A 17,926-nucleotide genomic window follows, 5' to 3' on the forward strand; every position below is an offset into this window, starting at 1 on the left:
ACTCGCTTCATGAAACGAACGCTATCCATCGCGCTTGCAGTCGCCTTGTTCGCGGGCGCTGCGCATGCGGAAACGATCCGCGTCGCTATCGGCACGCAGGACACGACGATCAATACCGCAGCCGGCGGCGCATTGATCCGCGAACTGCATCTGCTCGAAAAGTACTTGCCGCACGATGGCAAATACAAGGACGCGCAATACGACGTTCAATGGAAGAACTTCACGAGCGGCGCGCCGATCACGAACGAGATGGTCGCGGGCAAGCTCGATTTCGGCTCGATGGCGGATTTCCCCGGCGTGCTGAACGGCGTCGCGAATCAGAAGGCCGGCAAGAGCAGCATCTTCATCAGCGTGTTGTCGGGCAGCGTGCGCGGCAGCGGCAACGGCATCGTCGTGCCGACGGATTCGCCCGCGCAGTCCATCGCCGATCTGAAGGGCAAGACGATCACCGTTCCGTTCGCATCGACCGCGCACGGCATGTTGCTGCGCGCGGTCGCGGCGCAAGGATGGGACCCGGAGCGCGATGTGAATATCGTCACGCAGGCGCCCGAAGTCGCCGGACCCGCATTGCAGACGCGCAAGATCGACGCGCACGCGGACTTCGTGCCCTTCGCGGAGCTGTTTCCGTATCGCGGTTTCGCGCGCAAGATCTACGACGGCTCGCAGGCGGGATCGCCTACGCTGCACGGCACGCTCGTCGAAAAGGACTATGCGCAGAAGTATCCGGAGATTGTCGTCGCGTACTTGCGTGCCGCGATCGAAGCGAATCGTCTGCTCACGGCGGAACCCGAGAAGTACAGCGAGCTGATTGCGAAGGTGACGGGCATCGAGCCTGAAGTCGACTATCTCTTTCACGGTCCGCTCGGCTTGCAGACGCGCGATCTCACATGGAAGCCCGAGTATCGCAAGGCCGTGCAGACATCGTTCGATACGCTCAAGCTGCTCAAGCGTGCCGACGGCGATCTGAACGCCAATAGCTTCATCGACGATAGTTACTTGCGCGCCGCATTCAAGGCCGAGCATCTCGACTACGAAGCGGCACTGAAGAACTATGCGCCGGCGCCGCTCGTCGCGAACGATGCGCTGACGGGCAAGCCCATCGCAAAGACGGATCGCGTCGCGCAGATCTGGGTGCGCGGCGAGCCGAAGGTGCGCAGCTATGCGTCGCCGGAAGAAGCGGTGCGCGAGCTCGGCACGCTCGAACGCGATGGCAAACAGGTGCGCGCGTTCTATGCGCAGGATCGTGAGAGCGGCATCAAGCTGCTCGGCAATCAGGCATGGTTCGCGAAGACCGGCGACGGCCAGTTGAACGCGTTCCTGCTGAAGGATCGCGCCGAGGCCTGGGCGAACGCGCACGGCGGACAAGTGCTCGACTTCGCCGCCGCGCGCCAGCCGACCGCGCTCGCCAACCGATGAGGCCATGATGGCGACGCTCGCATACTCCGCTCCTTCGTTGCTGCGTTCACGCGGCGCGCGCGCCGGCGTGCAGTGGGCGTCGCTCGCGCTGTGCATCGCGTTATGGCATCTGGCGACGACGCATCGCTGGAACCTCGGCATCGTCACGTTCGAGAATGTGCCGACGCCCGCCGATACGCTCGCGGCCATCATCGATCTCGCGCATTCGCCCAAGCTCGTGGCCGACCTCGCGAGCAGCGTGAGACGCATCGCGGCGGGTTATGTCGCGGCGGCGGCGAGCGGCGTGGTGCTCGGAATCGCCATCGGCCGCTCGCAATGGTCGCGCCTCGCGTTGCTCACGCCGCTCGAAGTATTGCGGCCGATTCCCGCCGTCGCGTGGATTCCGCTCGCGATCCTGATGTTTCCTTCCTCCGAAATGTCGATGATCTTCATCACCTTCACCGGCGCGTTCTTTCCGATCCTGCTCGGCACGATACACGGCGTCGAAGGCGTGGAGCCACGGCTCGTGTCGTCGGCGCGCAGTCTCGGCGCGGGCAATCGCGTGATCCTGCGCGAAGTGATCCTGCCGGGCGCGGCGCCCGCGATCGTCACCGGCCTTGCCATCGGCATGGGCACGTCGTGGTTCTGCCTCGTCACCGCCGAGATGATCTCGGGGCAATACGGCATCGGCTATTACACATGGCAGTCGTACACGGTGCAGCGTTATCCCGATGTCGTCGTCGGCATGTTGCTGATCGGCCTGCTCGGCATGGGCAGCAGCGCGCTCGTGCGCGTCGCGGGCACGCGGCTCACGCCGTGGCTCGCCGCAGGGAGGATTCGATGAGCGCGGGCCGCATCCAACTCGAAGCGCTCGGCATTGCGTTGGGCGACGGCGCGAGCGCATTCACCGCCGTGCGCGATGTGAACGCGGTCATCGAGCCGGGCGAATTCGTCTGCATACTCGGGCCGTCGGGCTGCGGCAAGTCGACCTTGCTTGCCGCGCTCGCGGGACATGTCGCGCCGAACGCGGGCCGCGCGACGCTCGATGGCAAGCTCATCGAAGGACCGCATCCCGAGCGCGGCATGGTGTTTCAGCAGCACACGCTGCTGCCGTGGCGCAAGACGCTCGATAACGTTGCGTTCGGACTGAAGATGCGCGGCGTGAAGAAACGCGAGCGGCATCTGCGCGCGCGGGCGTTGCTCGATCGCGTCGGGCTGGGCGCGTTCGCGGAGCGCTATCCCGCGCAGCTTTCGGGCGGCATGCAGCAACGCGCGGAGATCGCGCGCGCGATGCTCAACGAGCCGCGCGTGCTGCTGATGGACGAACCCTTCGGCGCGCTCGATGCACAAACGCGCGCATCGATGCAGGCGCTTCTGCTCGATGTATGGAGCGAGCGCCGTCCGACGGTCATGTTCGTCACGCACGACATCGACGAAGCGCTCTTTCTCGCTGATCGCGTTCTCGTGATGAGCCATAGCCCGGGCACGGTGCTCGAAGAACTGCGCGTGCCGTTTGCGCGTCCGCGTGAACGCGAGCTCGTCACGGAAGCCGGATTCGTCGCGTTGAAGCGTCGTTGTCTCGCGTTGCTTCGTTATCCGCTTGCGAGCCCGATGGCCGCATCGAACGACGCGCCCGCGCGCATCGACATATCACACTCCGTTCTCTCATGACGCACACCAATCCACTTTTCGATACCGTCACCGACGCCGCCCTCGCCGCGCGCTTCAACGATGCCGATGCCGCCGTGCGCCGTCTCGCCGTGCTCGAAGCCGCCGACCTCGAAGACGAAGCCTGGCTGCCCCTGCTCGCCGATGCCCTGCGCCACGACACGGATGCCGACGTGCGTCGCACCGCGGCGCAACGTCTCGGCGCGTGGGAAACGGACGAAGCAGTCGATGCGCTATGCGCCGCGCTCGACGACGCCGATACCGATACGCGCGAAGCCGCCGCCGACAGTCTCGCTGCGTTGAAAGATCCCGTCGCGGGCGAACGCCTGCTGCCGCATCTCGCCGATGCCGATACCGATGCCGACGCGTTCAAGCGCGCGGCCCTTTTGCGCGCGTTGCGCGAATTGCGCTTGCCGAGCGCGGCCGGACCTGCGCTTGCGGCGCTAGCGAATGCGTCGCCGTTCGTGAGGCGCGAGGCCATCGGCGTGCTGGGCTGGCTGCGTCATGTGGATGCGCTGCCGCAGTTGAAGCACATCGCGCGCACCGATGCTTCGACGGAAGTGCGTCACGCTGCCGTCGGCGCATTGGGCTTCGCCACCGACGACGGCGTGATCGAAACGTTGATCCACGCGCTCTCCGATCGAGCGTGGCGTGTGCGTGAGGAAGCCGCCGCGACGCTCGGCAAGCTGCGTCTCGTCGCCGCGCGCAATGCATTGGAAGACGCCCTCTCCGACGACTATTGGCAAGTCACGTTGCAGGCGACACGCGCGCTCGGACGTTTGCGCGATGTCGCAAGCACGCATGCCGTGTCGGAACTGCTGACGTTTCCGATCAGCAACGTGCGCAAGGAGGCCGCGCTTTCACTGGGCGAACTCGGCGATACGCATGCGCTCGCCGTGCTCGAAGCCGCACTCGACGACGGCGATCCGGAAGTGCGCAAGGCCGCGCGCATCGCGATTGCGCAGATCAGCGAGCGGCACGCTTCACATAGCGCGCGATGAAGGTGCGCGTCTCGTCATCGGGAAAGCGCACGGCGACGCGCTCGCCGCTGATCATTTCGACAATGCCTTCGCCATAACGACGCACTTTCACGCGCTCGCCCGGCGCGAACGCCTTCGTCTTGCGATCGGCTTGCTCTTCTTCTTTGGCGCGCATCTGTTCGCGCACTTCGCGCGGGCTCTCGATCACCTCCGGCGGATGCACGCAGTTATCGCACACGCCGCAGTGGCCGCCGTCGAGTTCGTCGTCGGGCGCGCGGTAATGCACATCGCTCGCGCGCAGCGGCGCGGACGTGCGCGCGTCGTTCATGTCGTCGGCGAAGTAGTCGAGCAGCATGCGCCAGCGGCACTGCGCGCTCTGCGCATACGCGATCATGCGCTCGAGCACCGCGCGATCGCGTTCGCTGCGCGCCGCGTATTCCTGCGACGCCCCTTCGAGCTTCGCGATGGCCGCATCGTCGTCGACGAGCTTCATGCCGCCGCGCCGCGTGCGACGCGTCATGCCGAGATCGTTGAGCAGCGCCGCCGCCACGCGCAGCTTGTTCGCGCCGATGTTCGGCAACGCTTCGCGCAGACGCGCAAGCGGCTTGTCGAGCGTGCGGGCGGCATCGTCGCTCGCGAGTTCGCGCACTTTCTCCGCGACGCGCGCAATCATCTCCGCGCTCGGATATCGGCCGCTCATGAAGAACTGCTGCACCTGCTTGTCCTTCATTTCGAACAACAGCGTGCAACGCGCGGTCTCGCCGTCGCGGCCGGCGCGCCCCGCTTCCTGATAGTACGCATCGAGACTGCCGGGCATCTGCGCGTGAATGACGAAGCGGATGTCGGGCTTGTCGATGCCCATGCCGAACGCATTGGTCGCGACCATCACGCGCGCGCGGTTCTCCATGAACGCGTCCTGCGATGACGAGCGGGCGCCCGACGACAGCTTGCCGTGATAGCGCTCGGCCTCGACACCCGCATCGACGAGCGCGGCATGCAGCGCCTCGCATTCCGCGACCGTCGCGCAATAGACGATGCCGCTCCCCGCTTCGCCCGTCGCGATCTCGATCGCGCGCCGGCGCCGGTCATCCGGGTTCGTGAGTTGTTCGACGCTGAAATGCAGGTTGTCGCGAAAGACGCCCGTATGGATGACGTTCGCGCGCTTCATCTCCAGTTCGCGCACGATATCGACGATGACGGCGGGCGTCGCCGTCGCGGTGAGGGCGAGCACGGGCGGACGGCCGAGCGTCTTGATCGCGTGGATCAGTTCGACATATGCCGGCCGGAAATCGTGGCCCCATTGCGAGATGCAATGCGCCTCGTCGATGACGGCAAGCGCGATCGGCGGCATGTCCTTCGCGGTGAGTTCGGCGGTGAATTCGGCATCGACGAGACGCTCGGGCGTGACGAAGAGCATGCGGATTTCGTGTCGCGCGATGGCCTGCATCGCGTCGCGCTGTTCACTCGCGGAGAGCGTGCTGTTGAGCATGGCAGTCGCAATGCCCGCTTCGACCAGCTTCGTGAGCTGATCGCGCATCAGCGAAATCAGCGGCGACACGATGACCGTCATGCCATCGAATTGCAGCGCGGGCAATTGATAGCACAGCGACTTGCCCGCGCCGGTGGGCATGACGGCGAGCGTGTCGTTGCCGTCGAGCACGCTGCGAATCACGTCTTCTTGTCCGGGACGCAAGTGCGGAAAGCCGAAGACTTTGCGCAGCGCGGTTTCGAGTTCGCGATCGAGCGGCTTGCGCGATTGCGTGTGGATGTCGGCTCTGTCGTTCATTCGAAGGTAACGCGGATCGTGGATGCGCAATGACATCCGCAATTGGCGTTCCTTGCGAGACAGGCTTGCTTGGCGGAAGGCAGCCGGAGTCGAACCGACCTGGGAATGTCTGACATCCCCAACCGGGTTTGAAGCCCGGCCGCACCACCGGATACGGATGCCTTCCTTTGAAAACCACGGCGCTGCACGTCCGATCGAATTTCGACCGGGCGTCCGATTATAACGGCGCGTTCTCAGCCGTTGCCATCGCGCGAGCGCGGCTGTCGCCGCCGCATCAGCCGATAAACGCAATAGACGAGCGCCGCCGCGACGAGCACATCCACCACCGTCGCGCCATGCGATTCCAGTTCGAGCACGGCGACATGCAGTTGCCGCTCGAAAAGCGCGCCGCCCAATACCCAGAACGACGCCCACGCGGCTATTCCAGCCGTATCCCAGAAGAAGAACGCGAGCGCGGCGATGTGCGTCGTGCCCATCAGCGGCGGCGTGACGAGACCGAGACCCGGCACGAACTTCGATACCGCGACGATCGGCGCGCCATGACGCTCGAACAGTTCGCCGGTCGTACGCATCCCGCTGTCGACCGCATACGATCTGCGCGAGAGCGCCGCGACGAGCCGACGTCCGTAGATGCGCCCCGCCGAGAACCACACGCTGTCGCCGAGCAACGCGCCGCACAGCGCCGCGAACAGCACATGCGCGAACGAGAGGCGTCCGCTCGCCACGGCCGAGCCCGCGAACACGAGCAAAGGCGCGGACGGCAGCGGCACGCCGAGGCGCGTCAGCAGAACGTTCGCGAAGACGGCAGCGCCGCCCCATTGCACGATCGCCGACGGAGGAATCTGGATCAACCGGCACCTCTCGATCGCAACATCATTCGGACCTCGACTCGACGAGCATCACCGGCACGTTGCCGCACCCCGCGCTGCTCGCAATTTCGATACCGCGCCAGGGCGTGCCCTCGCCATGATCGAAGGCCATCGGATCGACGCGCCGGTCCGGGCGCAGCACGTTGAACGGCCACGACGGACGGCGCAGGCGCTCGTGCACGACCGAGCCGAGCCAGATCGGCGCGGGCGGCGCGCCTGCGTCCTGGCGCACTTCGTAATGCGTGGGCCAGAAGCGCAGCACGTCGCGCTCGTCGGCGCCGCGCACGGAACGCGCGAACACGAGCTTCGACGGCTCGCCGTTGTTCAGGCGCGGCAACGCGGGCAACGCGATGGCGGGCGCATTCGGCAACACCACCGACATCACGCTCTTCAGGCTCACGTGCGACACCTCCGTCCAGCCGCGCGATGCCAGTTGCGCGCGAATCTGCTCGGGCGTCGCCGCCCATTGCACGGTGATCGGCTCGCGACGATCGCCCTCCATGCTCGCTCGATAACAGGAAAACGTGCGCCATACCGAATCGGTCCACTGAATCGGCGTAATGACGACGGTCGATGGCACGACGCTGTGCGCCTCCGTTTCATCGCTCGTTTGCAGCGCGACGCTCGCGCAGATCACGGCAAGCACGGCGACCGGCATCAGCGGCCGCGGCGGCGGCTTGCCGGGATTGCGCCATACCGCCGTGAGCGCGATCAGGAAGACCCAGACGGCGGCGAGCGCCGCGCTGCCGAGCGCATCGGAGATGGTGAAGCGGCCGAAGTACAGCCCCGCCAGACCGACCGCCGTCACGATGGCCGAGGTCGCCGTCGCGATGAACACGCCCGTCAGGATGCCCACGCGCCGCAGCAGCAGGAACGCGAGAAAGCCGTAGATCACGACCGTCGCCGCGACGTCGCTGTTCGGAAAGCGATGCTCCGACGGCGCGAACGAAACGAGCGCCGGCTCGTGCGCGGTGAAGCGGATCGCCGCGACGAGCAATTGCGAAAACGCCACGGCCACGACCCAGTACGTGACCGTGCGCCAACGCCGTTCGAAGCTCATCCACACGATGACCGTCGCGCCGAGCGCGAGCAGCGTCTGCGTGCTGCCGAGCGTCGCGGCGACATCGAGGATCGAATCGGTCCAGGTCGACTGGAACGATTGCAGCAGCCGGTAAATCGACACATCGACCTGAACGATCGACGCGCCGCGCGCCACGTTCGCGAGCACCGAGAAAAAGAGGATCGCGGACGCGAGCAGCAGCACCGAGATCATGACGATGAGGCCCGTCGCCGGATTGCCCGGATCGAGCGCGCGCGAGACGAGCCGCGCGGGCAGGCCGTTGCCCTTCCGCGCCCAGGAGAGCAGCGCGTCGCGCGACGCGATGGTCCAGCGCATCGCGTGCGAAACGATCACGCGCGCGAGATTGAACACGATCCACGCTAGCGCCGCGACGAGAATCAGAATCACGACGAGCCGGATCGAGACCGCGCCCGCCAGTTCGATCGACGCGCCGAACACGACGCCCGGCAGGATATGCGTCGGCGCCCAGATGAGCGCGCTCAGTATGTTGACGACGAGAAAGCGCGCCGGCGTCATGCCGGTCACGCCCGCGACGACCGGCACGACCGCGCGCATCGGCGCGACGAAGCGCGCGAGCACGACGCTCTTCGCGCCGTGCTTGTCGAAATACTTCTTGCCGGCGACGAGCGCGCCCGGATGCGAGCGGAACGGCCACATCTGCGCGATGCGGTCCGCGTAGTGCTGGCCGAACCAGAAGCTCGCGGCGTCTCCCGCAATGGCGCCCGCGATCGCGCAGACGAATACCCAGCCGAGATTCAGCGCGCCCGCGCCGACGAGCGCGCCCGCGATGAACATGGCCGTGCTGCCCGGCACGAACGTGCCGATGAACGCGACCGATTCGAGAAACGACGCGAGCAGCACGACCGCGAGCGCCCACTCGGGGTGGCTCGACATGACATGCAGCAGCCTGAAGTAGAGATGCTCCATCGTGATGGAAGGACGAGCGCGCAATCGTCAGACGGACTCGTGCCAGCGGCTATCGGCGCGCAAGAGGTGCAGGTCGCGGTGGAATCGAGTGTACCCAACCCGGTCGAAGAACTCCAAAATCTGTATCGCGCGCTTGCGGCCGAGCGCGCTCGCATCGCGGAAAGCGGCCGCACCGACCGCGCCGCCCTGCGTTTGCGCCGATTGCGCGACGAGTTGCGCCAGCGCGCCGATCGACGCGCGGCAATAAAACAGATCGCGCACCACCTGATACACGTCGCCGCGGCGCGCGAGCTTCCTGAGCAGCCTGCGCATCTCGTCCTCGCCGACGCCCTGCGCCTTCGCCAGATCACGCACCCAGGGCGGATCGAAACGCCCTTCTTCGAGCGATGCGAGCACCGCGCGAGCGAGCGCTTCCTCGTTGTCGTCGAGCGTCACCGCATGCGACGGCAGATGCAGCCACGGCCCGCTCTTCGCGATCGCGCAGCTCGTCACCGCATCGTCGACGAGCGCGCGCCACAGCGCGTCCGGCGCCAGCGGCGCGGCCATGCGGCGCAGACGCGCGGCGTCGGGGCCTTGCTCGTCGGGAAAGCGTTCGTGGAAAGCGGCGAGCGCATCGAGCAGGCGCGCCTTGAGCGCATCCCAGTGACGCGCCGCGATGTAGAGCATGTCATCGTGCGTGGGCACGGCGCGCACGCCTTCGGGCGACAGGCCGCGCCCGTACAAATGCTCGACAAGCGAGCGCGGCAAGCCATACGGCGCTTCGTCGAAAAGCGCATCGGCGCGACCGGTATCCAGCATCGCGACGAGCGCATCGAGCCACGCGCGGCGCGCCGGCGTGCGGCGCTTGCGCGCGGGCGCGAACGGATCGAGCACGCGCCCGCCGCCGACCGTCCGGTTCGCCTGCGCGTTGCGCACGATGAAGCGGTCGCCGGGCAGCGCGCAAACGGGTTGATCGAAGACGAGCTGCACGCGCGCCGTGTTTCCCCCAGCGAGCGTATCCGCTTCGAGCAGCGCCACATGCGCGACGCGATGCGTCGTGCCGAGATGCACATGCAGGGGCGCCCAATGTGTGAGCGTGAGTTGCGCATCGCCGAGCAAGCTCAGTTCGACATCGAGCCGTTCGGATGCCCGCGCGAGCCGCGCATCCACGATCCAGTCGCCGCGTGCGAGCGCATCCTTGTCGATGCCCGCGAGATTGAGCGCGCAGCGCTCGCCCGCACGGCCCGTCTCTGCGGCGCGATTCTGCGCGTGAATGCTCCGCGCGCGCACGGGCTCGCCGCCGGATTCGCGCGGCGCGAGCGCCAGCATGTCGCCGACGTTCACGCGGCCCGCGAACACCGTGCCCGTCGCGATCGTGCCCTGCCCCGTCAGCGTGAACACGCGATCGACCGCGAGCCGGAAGAAGCCATCGTCGCGGCGCGTGCGCCAGTGCGCGGCGGCATCGTGAAGATACGCTCGCAACAAAGCGACGCCCGCGTCATCGTCTTGGGTCGCATCGGTGTCGAACAAGGGCGCACCGTGCAACGGGCCGCGCGCGAGCAACGCCGCGATTTCGGCATGCACGTCGCGCACGCGCGATGCCTCCACGCGATCGCACTTCGTCACCGCGACCGCGCCGCGCGTCACGCCGAGCAGTTCGAGGATCGCGAGATGTTCGCGCGTTTGCGGCATCACGCCGTCGTCGGCGGCGATCACGAGCAAGGCGAAGTCGATGCCGCACGCGCCCGCCGCCATCGTGTGCACGAGTTTCTCGTGTCCGGGCACGTCGATGAAGCCGAGCACGCCGCCGTCGTCCAAAGGCACGTACGCGTAGCCGAGTTCGATCGAGATGCCGCGCGCCTTCTCTTCCTTAAGCCGGTCGGTGTCCACGCCCGAGAGCGCGCGCACGAGCGTCGTCTTGCCATGATCGATATGCCCCGCCGTGCCGACGATCATTCGCGTGCGTCCTCGCCTGCATCCAACTGCGCGATGAACGCGGCTTCATCGGCTTCTTCGAGACAGCGCAGATCGAGACGCAGCGCGCCATCGGCGATGCGCCCGATGACCGGACGCGGCAACTCGCGCAGCCGCTTCTCGATGCGATTGAGTTGCCCGCCCGCGCGTTTGCCGCTCGCGAGACGCACCGCGAGGCCGTAGCTCGGCAGCACGTCGACGGGCAATGCGCCGCTGCCGATCTGGCTGAACATCGGTTCGGCGCTGACCGTGAAGGCATCGCCGATCATGCGCTGCAACGCAGGTTCGATGCGTTCGGCGGCGAGGCGCATTGCGTCGGCGGGACGCGTGAGCAGACGCAATGTCGTGAGACGCTCGGCCAGCGTTTCAGGCGCGCGATAGAGACGCAGCACGGCTTCGAGCGCCGCGAGCGTGAGCTTGCCGACGCGCAATGCGCGCTTGAGCGGATGCTTCTTGATCTTCGCGATGAGATCCGCGCGCCCGACGATCAGGCCCGCTTGCGGCCCGCCCAACAGCTTGTCGCCGCTGAACGTGACGAGATCCGCGCCTGCCGCGACCGTCTCGCGCACGGTCGCTTCGCGCGGCAAGCCCCATTGCGCGAGATCGACGAGCGTGCCGCTGCCGAGATCGACCGCGACCGGCAAGTTCCGCGCTTTCGCGAGCGGCGCGAGTTCGGCGAGGGTGACTTCCTTCGTGAAGCCGCTCACGGCGTAGTTGCTGCAATGCACCTTCATCAGGAGCGCGGTCTTCGCGTTGATCGCTTCGTCGTAGTCTTTCAGATGCGTGCGATTCGTCGTCCCGACTTCGCGCAGCTTCGCGCCCGCACGATTCATGATGTCGGGAATGCGGAAAGCGCCGCCGATCTCGACGAGTTCGCCGCGCGACACGATCACTTCCTTGCGCGAAGCGAGCGCGGAAAGCGTCAGCAGCACAGCGGCCGCGTTGTTGTTGACGACGGTCGCGGCTTCGGCGCCCGTCAGCTCGCAGATGAGGCCGTTGATGAGATCGTCGCGATCGCCGCGCGCGCCGGTGTCGAGATCGAACTCGAGATTCGCCGGACGCGTGAGCACTTCGGCGACCGCGCGCACCGCTTCGTCGGGCAGCAGCGCGCGGCCGAGATTCGTATGCAGCACCGTGCCCGTCAGGTTGAAGACGCTGCGCACGTTGCTGCGCGCGCGTTTCGCGAGCCGCGCGTCGACGGCGAGCGCGAGTTGCGCATCGCTCAGTGCATCGACGGACGCGCGGCCCGCTTGCGCATCGGCGCGCCATGCATCGAGCGTCGCGCGCAATGCGGCGAGCGCCTGCGTGCGGCCGTACGTGGCGATCACCGCCTCGAACTCCGCCGATGCCAGCACGCGCTCGACCGATGGCACGCGAGCCATCAATGCGCGCAACTCGCCGCCGTCGCCTGTGACATCGCTCATCGATCGCCTTCCTGTTGTTCGGGCCAGAGCCACGGATGCGGCGCCGCGCGCCGAAAACCCGCATCGCCCATCAGGAGATCGAGCGTGAGGCTCGCGAGATCGTCGGCGTAAGGTTCGAAGTCGTAAGCCTTCTCCTGATAGCCGATCTTGCGATACGTGCCGCATTCGTCGCACGATTCCGCCTTGAGCGGCGCGCTTGTCGCCTTCGCCGTTTTTTCTTCCTCGGGTTCGTCGCCCGTACCCATCACGTGATACGCGATGCCTTTGGTCGAATCGCAGTTCGTGCATTTCGCGCGGACCACGTGAAGCTCCGTCGCGCACAGTCCGCATTGCACGTAGCGATAACCTTCATACGCGCCGCCCACGCGCACGATGCTCGCGACCGGCACCGAGCCGCAGACGGGACATACGCCGGGCGTGTCGAGATACGGCACGTCCCGCATGTCGATGCGGCTCGCGAGATCGGTCCACACGACTTGCAGCGCGGCCGCGATGAGGGGCGCGGCGGCCGGATCGATTTCGGCGAAGCGCAGCGCGAGGATCGCGTCGGCTTGGTCGTCGAGCGCGGCGGCGTCGAGCGCGCGCAGACGGGCGACGAGTTGCGCGAGCGCGGGCGTTAGCGCGCCGGCGGCTTCGATGCCGTCGAGCAGCATGAAGAGTACGTCGCGCCAGGCGGGATCGCGGTCATCCGTGAGCGCGGGAACGATCGGCATCGAATGACGCTGATTCAGTTCGATGGACTCGCGCGAGGGCATCGGCGCATTGAAATGCGCGAGCACGCGCTGCTGGGCGTCGGCGAGCGCGGCCATCAGGCGCAGATAACCGGAGATGGGATTGCTTGCGTCGGCGAGTTGCCGAAGACGTGCGGCGCGCGTGGCGAATATCGTCGCGCGCTCCGGCATGCGCAAACGCGGAATGGCCGACGGATCGAGCGATTCGATTCGCGAGGCTTCGACTATGCGTTGGACCACGGAAGGTTTCCTCGCGGGGTGAACGGTCGACCGAGCATATCAGCAAAACGGATATGAAATGGACCGCACCCCGCACGTATTGGCCCAACGTCGCGCCGGATTTCTACTTCCCGATCATCTCCCTGAACCACCGCGGATGATGCTTGCGCGCCCATCCATACGTGACAGTGCCGCGCGTCATCGCGCCGATCGAACCCTTCACCCAAAGCGCCGCATAGATATGCACGATGATCGACACGATCAGCACGAACGCCGTCGCCGCGTGCACGACGGATGCAAGACGAATCACGGTAATCGGGAAATAGAACGCGAAGTATCTGCGCCAGATCACGATGCCGCTCACGAGCAGCAACACGAGACTCGCCACCATCACGAAGAACAACAGCTTTTGCCCGGCGTTGTACTTGCCGATCTCAGGCAGGCGATCCTCGCGATTGGTGAGCACGTCGTTCATCTGCTTCATCCACTGGACGTCGTTCTTGTCCAGATAGTTGTGATGCCAGAAGCGCAGCGCAAGGATCATGAAGGAGATGAACATCACGCAGCCGACGAACGGATGCAGGATGCGCGTCCATTGCCCGCCGCCGAACACGGCATAGAGCCATGCCATCGACGGATGAAACATCGCGAGTCCGGACAGCGCGAGCAGCACGAAGGTGATCGCGGTGATCCAGTGATTCGTGCGCTCGTTCGGCGTGTAGCGCACGATCAGCCGATGGCCCTTCACGTCACGCAGTTCGCTATCGTGTTTCATCTGTACGCTCCTGTCCGCCTTCACGCCGACGCTGCACTTCTTCCGCTTCGCGATGCGCTTCGAGTTCGTCTTCCTCGCTGACTTCGTTCGGCCCGACGCGCGTGTAATGGAAGAAGCCCGCAAACGCCGCCAACGCGATGCCGATCATCGCGAGCGGCTTCGTCACGCCCTTCCATATCGACACGAGCGGACTGATGTGCGGATCCTTCGCGAGCCCGTGATACAGCTCCGGCTGATCCGCGTGATGCAGCACGTACATCACATGCGTGCCACCCACGCCCGCCGGATCGTAGAGGCCCGCGTTAGCAAAGCCGCGCTCCTTCAGATCCTCGACGCGATCGGCCGCCTGCTGCTGCATGTCGACCTTGGTGCCGAACATGATCGCGCCGGTCGGGCACGTCTTCACGCACGCGGGCTCCTGCCCGACCGCGACGCGATCCGAACATAGCGTGCACTTGTACACGCGATGATCTTCCTTCGAAAGCCGCGGAATATTGAACGGGCAGCCGGTAATGCAATAGCCGCAGCCGATGCAGTTCTCCTCGTGAAAATCCACGATGCCGTTCGTGTACTGAATGATCGCGCCCGGCGAAGGACACGCCTTCAGGCAACCCGGATCCTCGCAATGCATGCAGCCGTCCTTGCGGATCAGCCATTCGAGATCGCCCTTCGGATTCTCGTATTCGGTGAAGCGCATCACCGTCCACGAATGCTCCGTCAGGTCGCGCGGATTGTCGTAGATGCCGGTCGTGTGACCGATATCGTCGCGCAGGTCGTTCCACTCCATGCACGCCGTCTGACACGCCTTGCAGCCGATGCACTTCGACACGTCGATGAGCTTCGCCACCGTGCCCGTCACCGGCTCGCGTATTTGCGTCTGCGGCACGGTCGTCGCGGAGAGACGCTTGATATCGAGCGATTGCAGAGCCATCTCGTCCTCCCTATGCCTTCTCGACCTTCACGAGGAACGACTTGAACTCGGGTGTCTGCGAGTTCCCGTCGCCCACGGAAGGCGTGAGCGTGTTGACGAGATAGCCCGGCTGCGTGAGGCCCTTGAAGCCCCAGTGCAGCGGCAGGCCGACGGTGTGCACCTTCTTGCCCTCCACAGTCAGTGGTTTGATGCGCTTCGTGACGAGCGCCACCGCGACGACATGCCCGCGATTGCTCGACACCTTCACGCGATCCCCCGCGACGACGCCGACTTCCTTCGCATGCTCCTCGCCGATCTCCACGAACTGCTGCGGCTGCACGATCGCGTTGAGCCGCGCGTGCTTGGTCCAGTAGTGGAAGTGCTCGGTGAGGCGGTACGTGGTCGCGGTGTCCGGGAACTTGTCGGCGGTGCCGAACGCGGCGCGATCGTCGGGGAAGACGCGCGCGGCCGGATTGCTCGTCACCGCCTTGTTGTCGGGGAAGAACGGGTTATGGCCGAGCGGCGTCTCGAACGGCTCATAGTGCGCGGGGAACGGGCCTTCGTTCATGCCGTCGCGTGCGAAGAATCGCGCCACGCCCTCCGGATTCATGATGAACGGACTCATGCCCTTGTCCGGCGGTTCGTCGACCTTGAAGTCGGGGACATCCGGACCGCCCCACGCGCGCCCGTTCCACGCGACGAGCTTTCTCGACGGATCGAACGGCTTGCCGTTCACATCGCACGATGCGCGGTTGTACAGCACACGCCGATTCGCCGGCCACGCCCACGCCCAGCCGAGCGTCTGCCCGATGCCCGTCGGATCGGAGTTGTCGCGCCGGCCCATCTGGTTGCCCGCCTGCGTCCACGATCCGCAGAAGATCCAGCATCCGCTGGCGGTCGAGCCGTCGTCGCGCAGTTGCGCGAAGCTCGCCAGTTGCTCGCCGCGTTTGGCGAGGACCTTCGTCTGATCGGTCGGATCGGTGACGTCGGCGAGCGCGCGGCCGTTGAACTCCATCGCGATTTCCTCCGGCGTCGGGCTTTCCGGGTCCGCGTACGGCCACGTCATCTTCAGGATCGGATCGGGATATTTGCCGCCCTTCTCCTGATATGCCTTGCGCATGCGCAGCCACAATCCCGACATGATCTCGAGATCGCTTCGCGCTTCGCCCGGCGGCGTCGTGCCCTGCCAGTGCCATTGCAATACGCGCGACGAACTGACGAGCGAGCCGCGCTCTTCGGCGAAGCAACTCGTCGGCAGACGGAACACTTCGGTCTGAATCTTCGACGAATCGACATCGTTGAATTCGCCGTGATTCTTCCAAAACTCCGACGTCTCGGTCGCGAGCGGATCCATGATGACGAGCCATTTCAGCTTCGACAGGCCGAGCCCGATCTTCGCCTTGTTCGGCGCCGCCGCAAGCGGATTGAAGCCCTGGCAGATGTAGCCGTTCATCTTGCCCTGCGCCATCAGCTCGAAGACCTGCAGCATGTCGTAGGACTTGTCGAGCTTCGGCAGCATGTCATAGCCGAAGTTGTTGTCGGCCGTCGCGTTATCGCCCCACCACGACTTCATGAAGCTCACGTAAAACGCGCGATAGTTCTTCCAGTAGCTCAGTTGATTCGGCCGCAGCGGCTGCGACGCGCGCTTCTTGATGTAGTCCTCGTATTCCTGCTCGCCTTCCATCGGCAAGGTCATGTAGCCGGGCAGCAGATTCGACATCAGGCCGAGATCGGTCAGGCCTTGAATGTTCGAGTGCCCGCGCAGCGCATTCATGCCGCCGCCCGCGATGCCGATATTGCCGAGCAGAAGCTGCACCATCGCGCCCGTGCGAATCATCTGCGCGCCGACCGAGTGATGCGTCCAGCCGAGCGCATAGAGAATCGTGCCGGCGCGATTCGGCGCCGCGGTCGTCGCGAGCATCTCGCAGACCTTGAGGAACTTGTCGGTCGGCGTGCCGCAAACCTTCGTCACCATTTCCGGCGTGTAGGCGGCGTAGTGCTGCTTCAACAGGTTGTAGACGCAGCGCGGATGCTGCAAGGTCGGATCGGTCTTCACATAGCCGTCGTCGCCGCGCTCGTAATCCCAGCTCGTCTTGTCGTACTTGCGATGTTCCGCGTCATAGCCCGAGAACACGCCGTCCTTGAACGCGAAGTCCTCGCGCACGATGAACGACATGTCCGTGTAGTTCTTCACGTACTCGTGCTGGATCTTGTCGTTCGTGAGCAGATAGTTGATGACGCCGCCGAGGAACGCGATGTCCGTGCCGGTGCGAATCGGCGCGTAGAAATCCGCGACCGATGCCGTGCGCGTGAAGCGCGGGTCCACGACGATGAGACGCGCGCGCCGATGCGCCTTCGCCTCCGTCACCCACTTGAAGCCGCACGGATGCGCCTCGGCTGCATTGCCGCCCATCACGAGAATCAGGTCCGTGTTCTTGATGTCGACCCAATGGTTCGTCATCGCTCCACGGCCAAACGTCGGGGCAAGACCTGCCACCGTCGGGCCATGTCAGACACGCGCCTGATTATCGAATGCGAGCATTCCCCAACTGCGCACCGTCTTGTGCGTCAGATAGCCAACTTCGTTGCTTCCCGCCGACGCCGCCAGAAAGCCCGAAGTCAGCCATCGATTGACCGTCTTGCCGTCGGGCGTCTTCTCGACGAAATTCGCATCGCGATCTTCCTTCAACAACTCGGCGATGCGATCGAGCGCCTCTTCCCACGAGATGCGTTTCCACTCGTTCGACCCCGGCGCGCGATGCTCGGGATACGTCAGCCGGCTCGGGCTATGTATGAAGTCGATGAGCGATGCGCCTTTCGGGCAGAGCGTGCCGCGATTGACCGGATGATCCGGATCGCCTTCGATGTGGATGATGCTCGATTTTGCGTTCTTGGCGTTGTCGCCGAGACCGTACATGAGGATGCCGCACCCGACTGAACAGTACGGACAGGTGTTGCGCGTTTCCGTGGTGCGCGACAGTTTGTATTGCCGGACTTCGGCGAGCGCGGGAGCCGGAGAGAAGCCCATTGCCGCCAGGCTCGAACCGGCGAGCGTGCTCGCAGAGACCTTGAGGAACTGTCGCCGTGACATTTGGAGCATGATTGCCCTCGGCGCGTCGTAATGTGGGTTACTGGGTTACTAAAGTATATGGTGCCCGATTACATCCCGCAGACAGGTTGACACGGTATTTGCACCAATCACAGGTCT

13 protein-coding genes and 1 tRNA gene are annotated in these 17,926 nt (G+C 65.3%); 4 read left to right on the forward strand and 10 right to left on the reverse strand.

The window, feature by feature from the left end; all coding sequences use genetic code 11:
• Positions 1–9: 9 nt before the first annotated feature.
• Genes NCT05_RS21210 through NCT05_RS21225 form a run of 4 tightly spaced genes read left to right on the forward strand, consistent with a single transcriptional unit; the run spans position 10 to position 4,064 of the window.
• Complete coding sequence (locus tag NCT05_RS21210) at positions 10–1,416, forward strand: ABC transporter substrate-binding protein (protein WP_250503105.1); 1,407 nt, start codon at positions 10–12, stop codon at positions 1,414–1,416.
• Between the two features lie 4 nt (positions 1,417–1,420).
• Entirely contained in the window at positions 1,421–2,239 is an 819-nt protein-coding gene (locus tag NCT05_RS21215) for an ABC transporter permease (RefSeq protein ID WP_208456974.1), read from the forward strand.
• Positions 2,236–3,066: an ABC transporter ATP-binding protein gene (locus tag NCT05_RS21220; RefSeq protein ID WP_175979536.1), complete on the forward strand. Its 831-nt coding sequence runs from the start codon at positions 2,236–2,238 to the stop codon at positions 3,064–3,066. Before NCT05_RS21215 ends, NCT05_RS21220 begins: the two co-directional genes overlap by 4 nt.
• Positions 3,063–4,064 (forward strand): HEAT repeat domain-containing protein, encoded by a 1,002-nt coding sequence (locus NCT05_RS21225; RefSeq protein ID WP_250503106.1) that lies wholly within the window; start codon positions 3,063–3,065, stop codon positions 4,062–4,064. Before NCT05_RS21220 ends, NCT05_RS21225 begins: the two co-directional genes overlap by 4 nt.
• Here NCT05_RS21225 and NCT05_RS21230 read toward each other — a convergent pair.
• From NCT05_RS21230 to fdnG, 10 genes are all read right to left on the reverse strand, one after another.
• Positions 4,030–5,829: a RecQ family ATP-dependent DNA helicase gene (locus tag NCT05_RS21230; RefSeq protein WP_250503107.1), complete on the reverse strand. Its 1,800-nt coding sequence runs from the start codon at positions 5,827–5,829 to the stop codon at positions 4,030–4,032. The genes NCT05_RS21225 and NCT05_RS21230 overlap by 35 nt on opposite strands.
• Positions 5,830–5,899: 70 nt before the next feature.
• Positions 5,900–5,995: transfer RNA gene (locus NCT05_RS21235), tRNA-Sec, on the reverse strand.
• 67 nt (positions 5,996–6,062) lie between these two features.
• Positions 6,063–6,680, reverse strand: a complete 618-nt coding sequence (locus tag NCT05_RS21240; RefSeq protein ID WP_008352832.1) for a DedA family protein — start codon at positions 6,678–6,680, stop codon at positions 6,063–6,065.
• 22 nt (positions 6,681–6,702) lie between these two features.
• On the reverse strand, positions 6,703–8,706 hold the full coding sequence (locus tag NCT05_RS21245) for a VTT domain-containing protein (RefSeq protein ID WP_008352831.1): 2,004 nt from the start codon (positions 8,704–8,706) through the stop codon (positions 6,703–6,705).
• Positions 8,707–8,733: 27 nt separating this feature from the next.
• Positions 8,734–10,641: a selenocysteine-specific translation elongation factor gene (gene selB / locus NCT05_RS21250; RefSeq protein ID WP_250503108.1), complete on the reverse strand. Its 1,908-nt coding sequence runs from the start codon at positions 10,639–10,641 to the stop codon at positions 8,734–8,736.
• Positions 10,638–12,083, reverse strand: a complete 1,446-nt coding sequence (gene selA / locus NCT05_RS21255; RefSeq protein ID WP_008352827.1) for an L-seryl-tRNA(Sec) selenium transferase — start codon at positions 12,081–12,083, stop codon at positions 10,638–10,640. Before selA ends, selB begins: the two co-directional genes overlap by 4 nt.
• Positions 12,080–13,054: a formate dehydrogenase accessory protein FdhE gene (gene fdhE, locus NCT05_RS21260; protein WP_250436075.1), complete on the reverse strand. Its 975-nt coding sequence runs from the start codon at positions 13,052–13,054 to the stop codon at positions 12,080–12,082. The genes selA and fdhE overlap by 4 nt, the downstream gene beginning before the upstream one ends.
• 103 nt (positions 13,055–13,157) lie before the next feature.
• Complete coding sequence (locus NCT05_RS21265) at positions 13,158–13,808, reverse strand: formate dehydrogenase subunit gamma (RefSeq protein ID WP_008352824.1); 651 nt, start codon at positions 13,806–13,808, stop codon at positions 13,158–13,160.
• A complete protein-coding gene (fdxH, locus tag NCT05_RS21270) occupies positions 13,795–14,739 on the reverse strand; it encodes a formate dehydrogenase subunit beta (protein ID WP_008352823.1) in 945 nt (314 codons plus the stop codon). The genes NCT05_RS21265 and fdxH overlap by 14 nt, the downstream gene beginning before the upstream one ends.
• 10 nt (positions 14,740–14,749) lie before the next feature.
• On the reverse strand, positions 14,750–17,818 hold the full coding sequence (gene fdnG, locus NCT05_RS21275; protein ID WP_144403755.1) for a formate dehydrogenase-N subunit alpha: 3,069 nt from the start codon (positions 17,816–17,818) through the stop codon (positions 14,750–14,752).
• Positions 17,819–17,926: the final 108 nt, after the last annotated feature.

Source organism: Caballeronia sp. AZ7_KS35 (assembly GCF_023631045.1).
GTDB lineage: Bacteria > Pseudomonadota > Gammaproteobacteria > Burkholderiales > Burkholderiaceae > Caballeronia > Caballeronia zhejiangensis.

Excerpts from the sequence above, each read along its gene's own strand:
- NCT05_RS21210 (WP_250503105.1), top strand. The coding sequence starts at position 10 with ATGAAACGAACGCTATCCATCGCGCTTGCAGTCGCCTTGTTCGCGGGC.
- NCT05_RS21215 (WP_208456974.1), top strand. The coding sequence starts at position 1,421 with ATGATGGCGACGCTCGCATACTCCGCTCCTTCGTTGCTGCGTTCACGC.
- NCT05_RS21220 (WP_175979536.1), top strand. The coding sequence starts at position 2,236 with ATGAGCGCGGGCCGCATCCAACTCGAAGCGCTCGGCATTGCGTTGGGC.
- NCT05_RS21225 (WP_250503106.1), top strand. The coding sequence starts at position 3,063 with ATGACGCACACCAATCCACTTTTCGATACCGTCACCGACGCCGCCCTC.
- NCT05_RS21230 (WP_250503107.1), bottom strand. The coding sequence starts at position 5,829 with ATGAACGACAGAGCCGACATCCACACGCAATCGCGCAAGCCGCTCGAT.
- NCT05_RS21245 (WP_008352831.1), bottom strand. The coding sequence starts at position 8,706 with ATGGAGCATCTCTACTTCAGGCTGCTGCATGTCATGTCGAGCCACCCC.
- selB (WP_250503108.1), bottom strand. The coding sequence starts at position 10,641 with ATGATCGTCGGCACGGCGGGGCATATCGATCATGGCAAGACGACGCTC.
- selA (WP_008352827.1), bottom strand. The coding sequence starts at position 12,083 with ATGAGCGATGTCACAGGCGACGGCGGCGAGTTGCGCGCATTGATGGCT.
- NCT05_RS21265 (WP_008352824.1), bottom strand. The coding sequence starts at position 13,808 with ATGAAACACGATAGCGAACTGCGTGACGTGAAGGGCCATCGGCTGATC.
- fdxH (WP_008352823.1), bottom strand. The coding sequence starts at position 14,739 with ATGGCTCTGCAATCGCTCGATATCAAGCGTCTCTCCGCGACGACCGTG.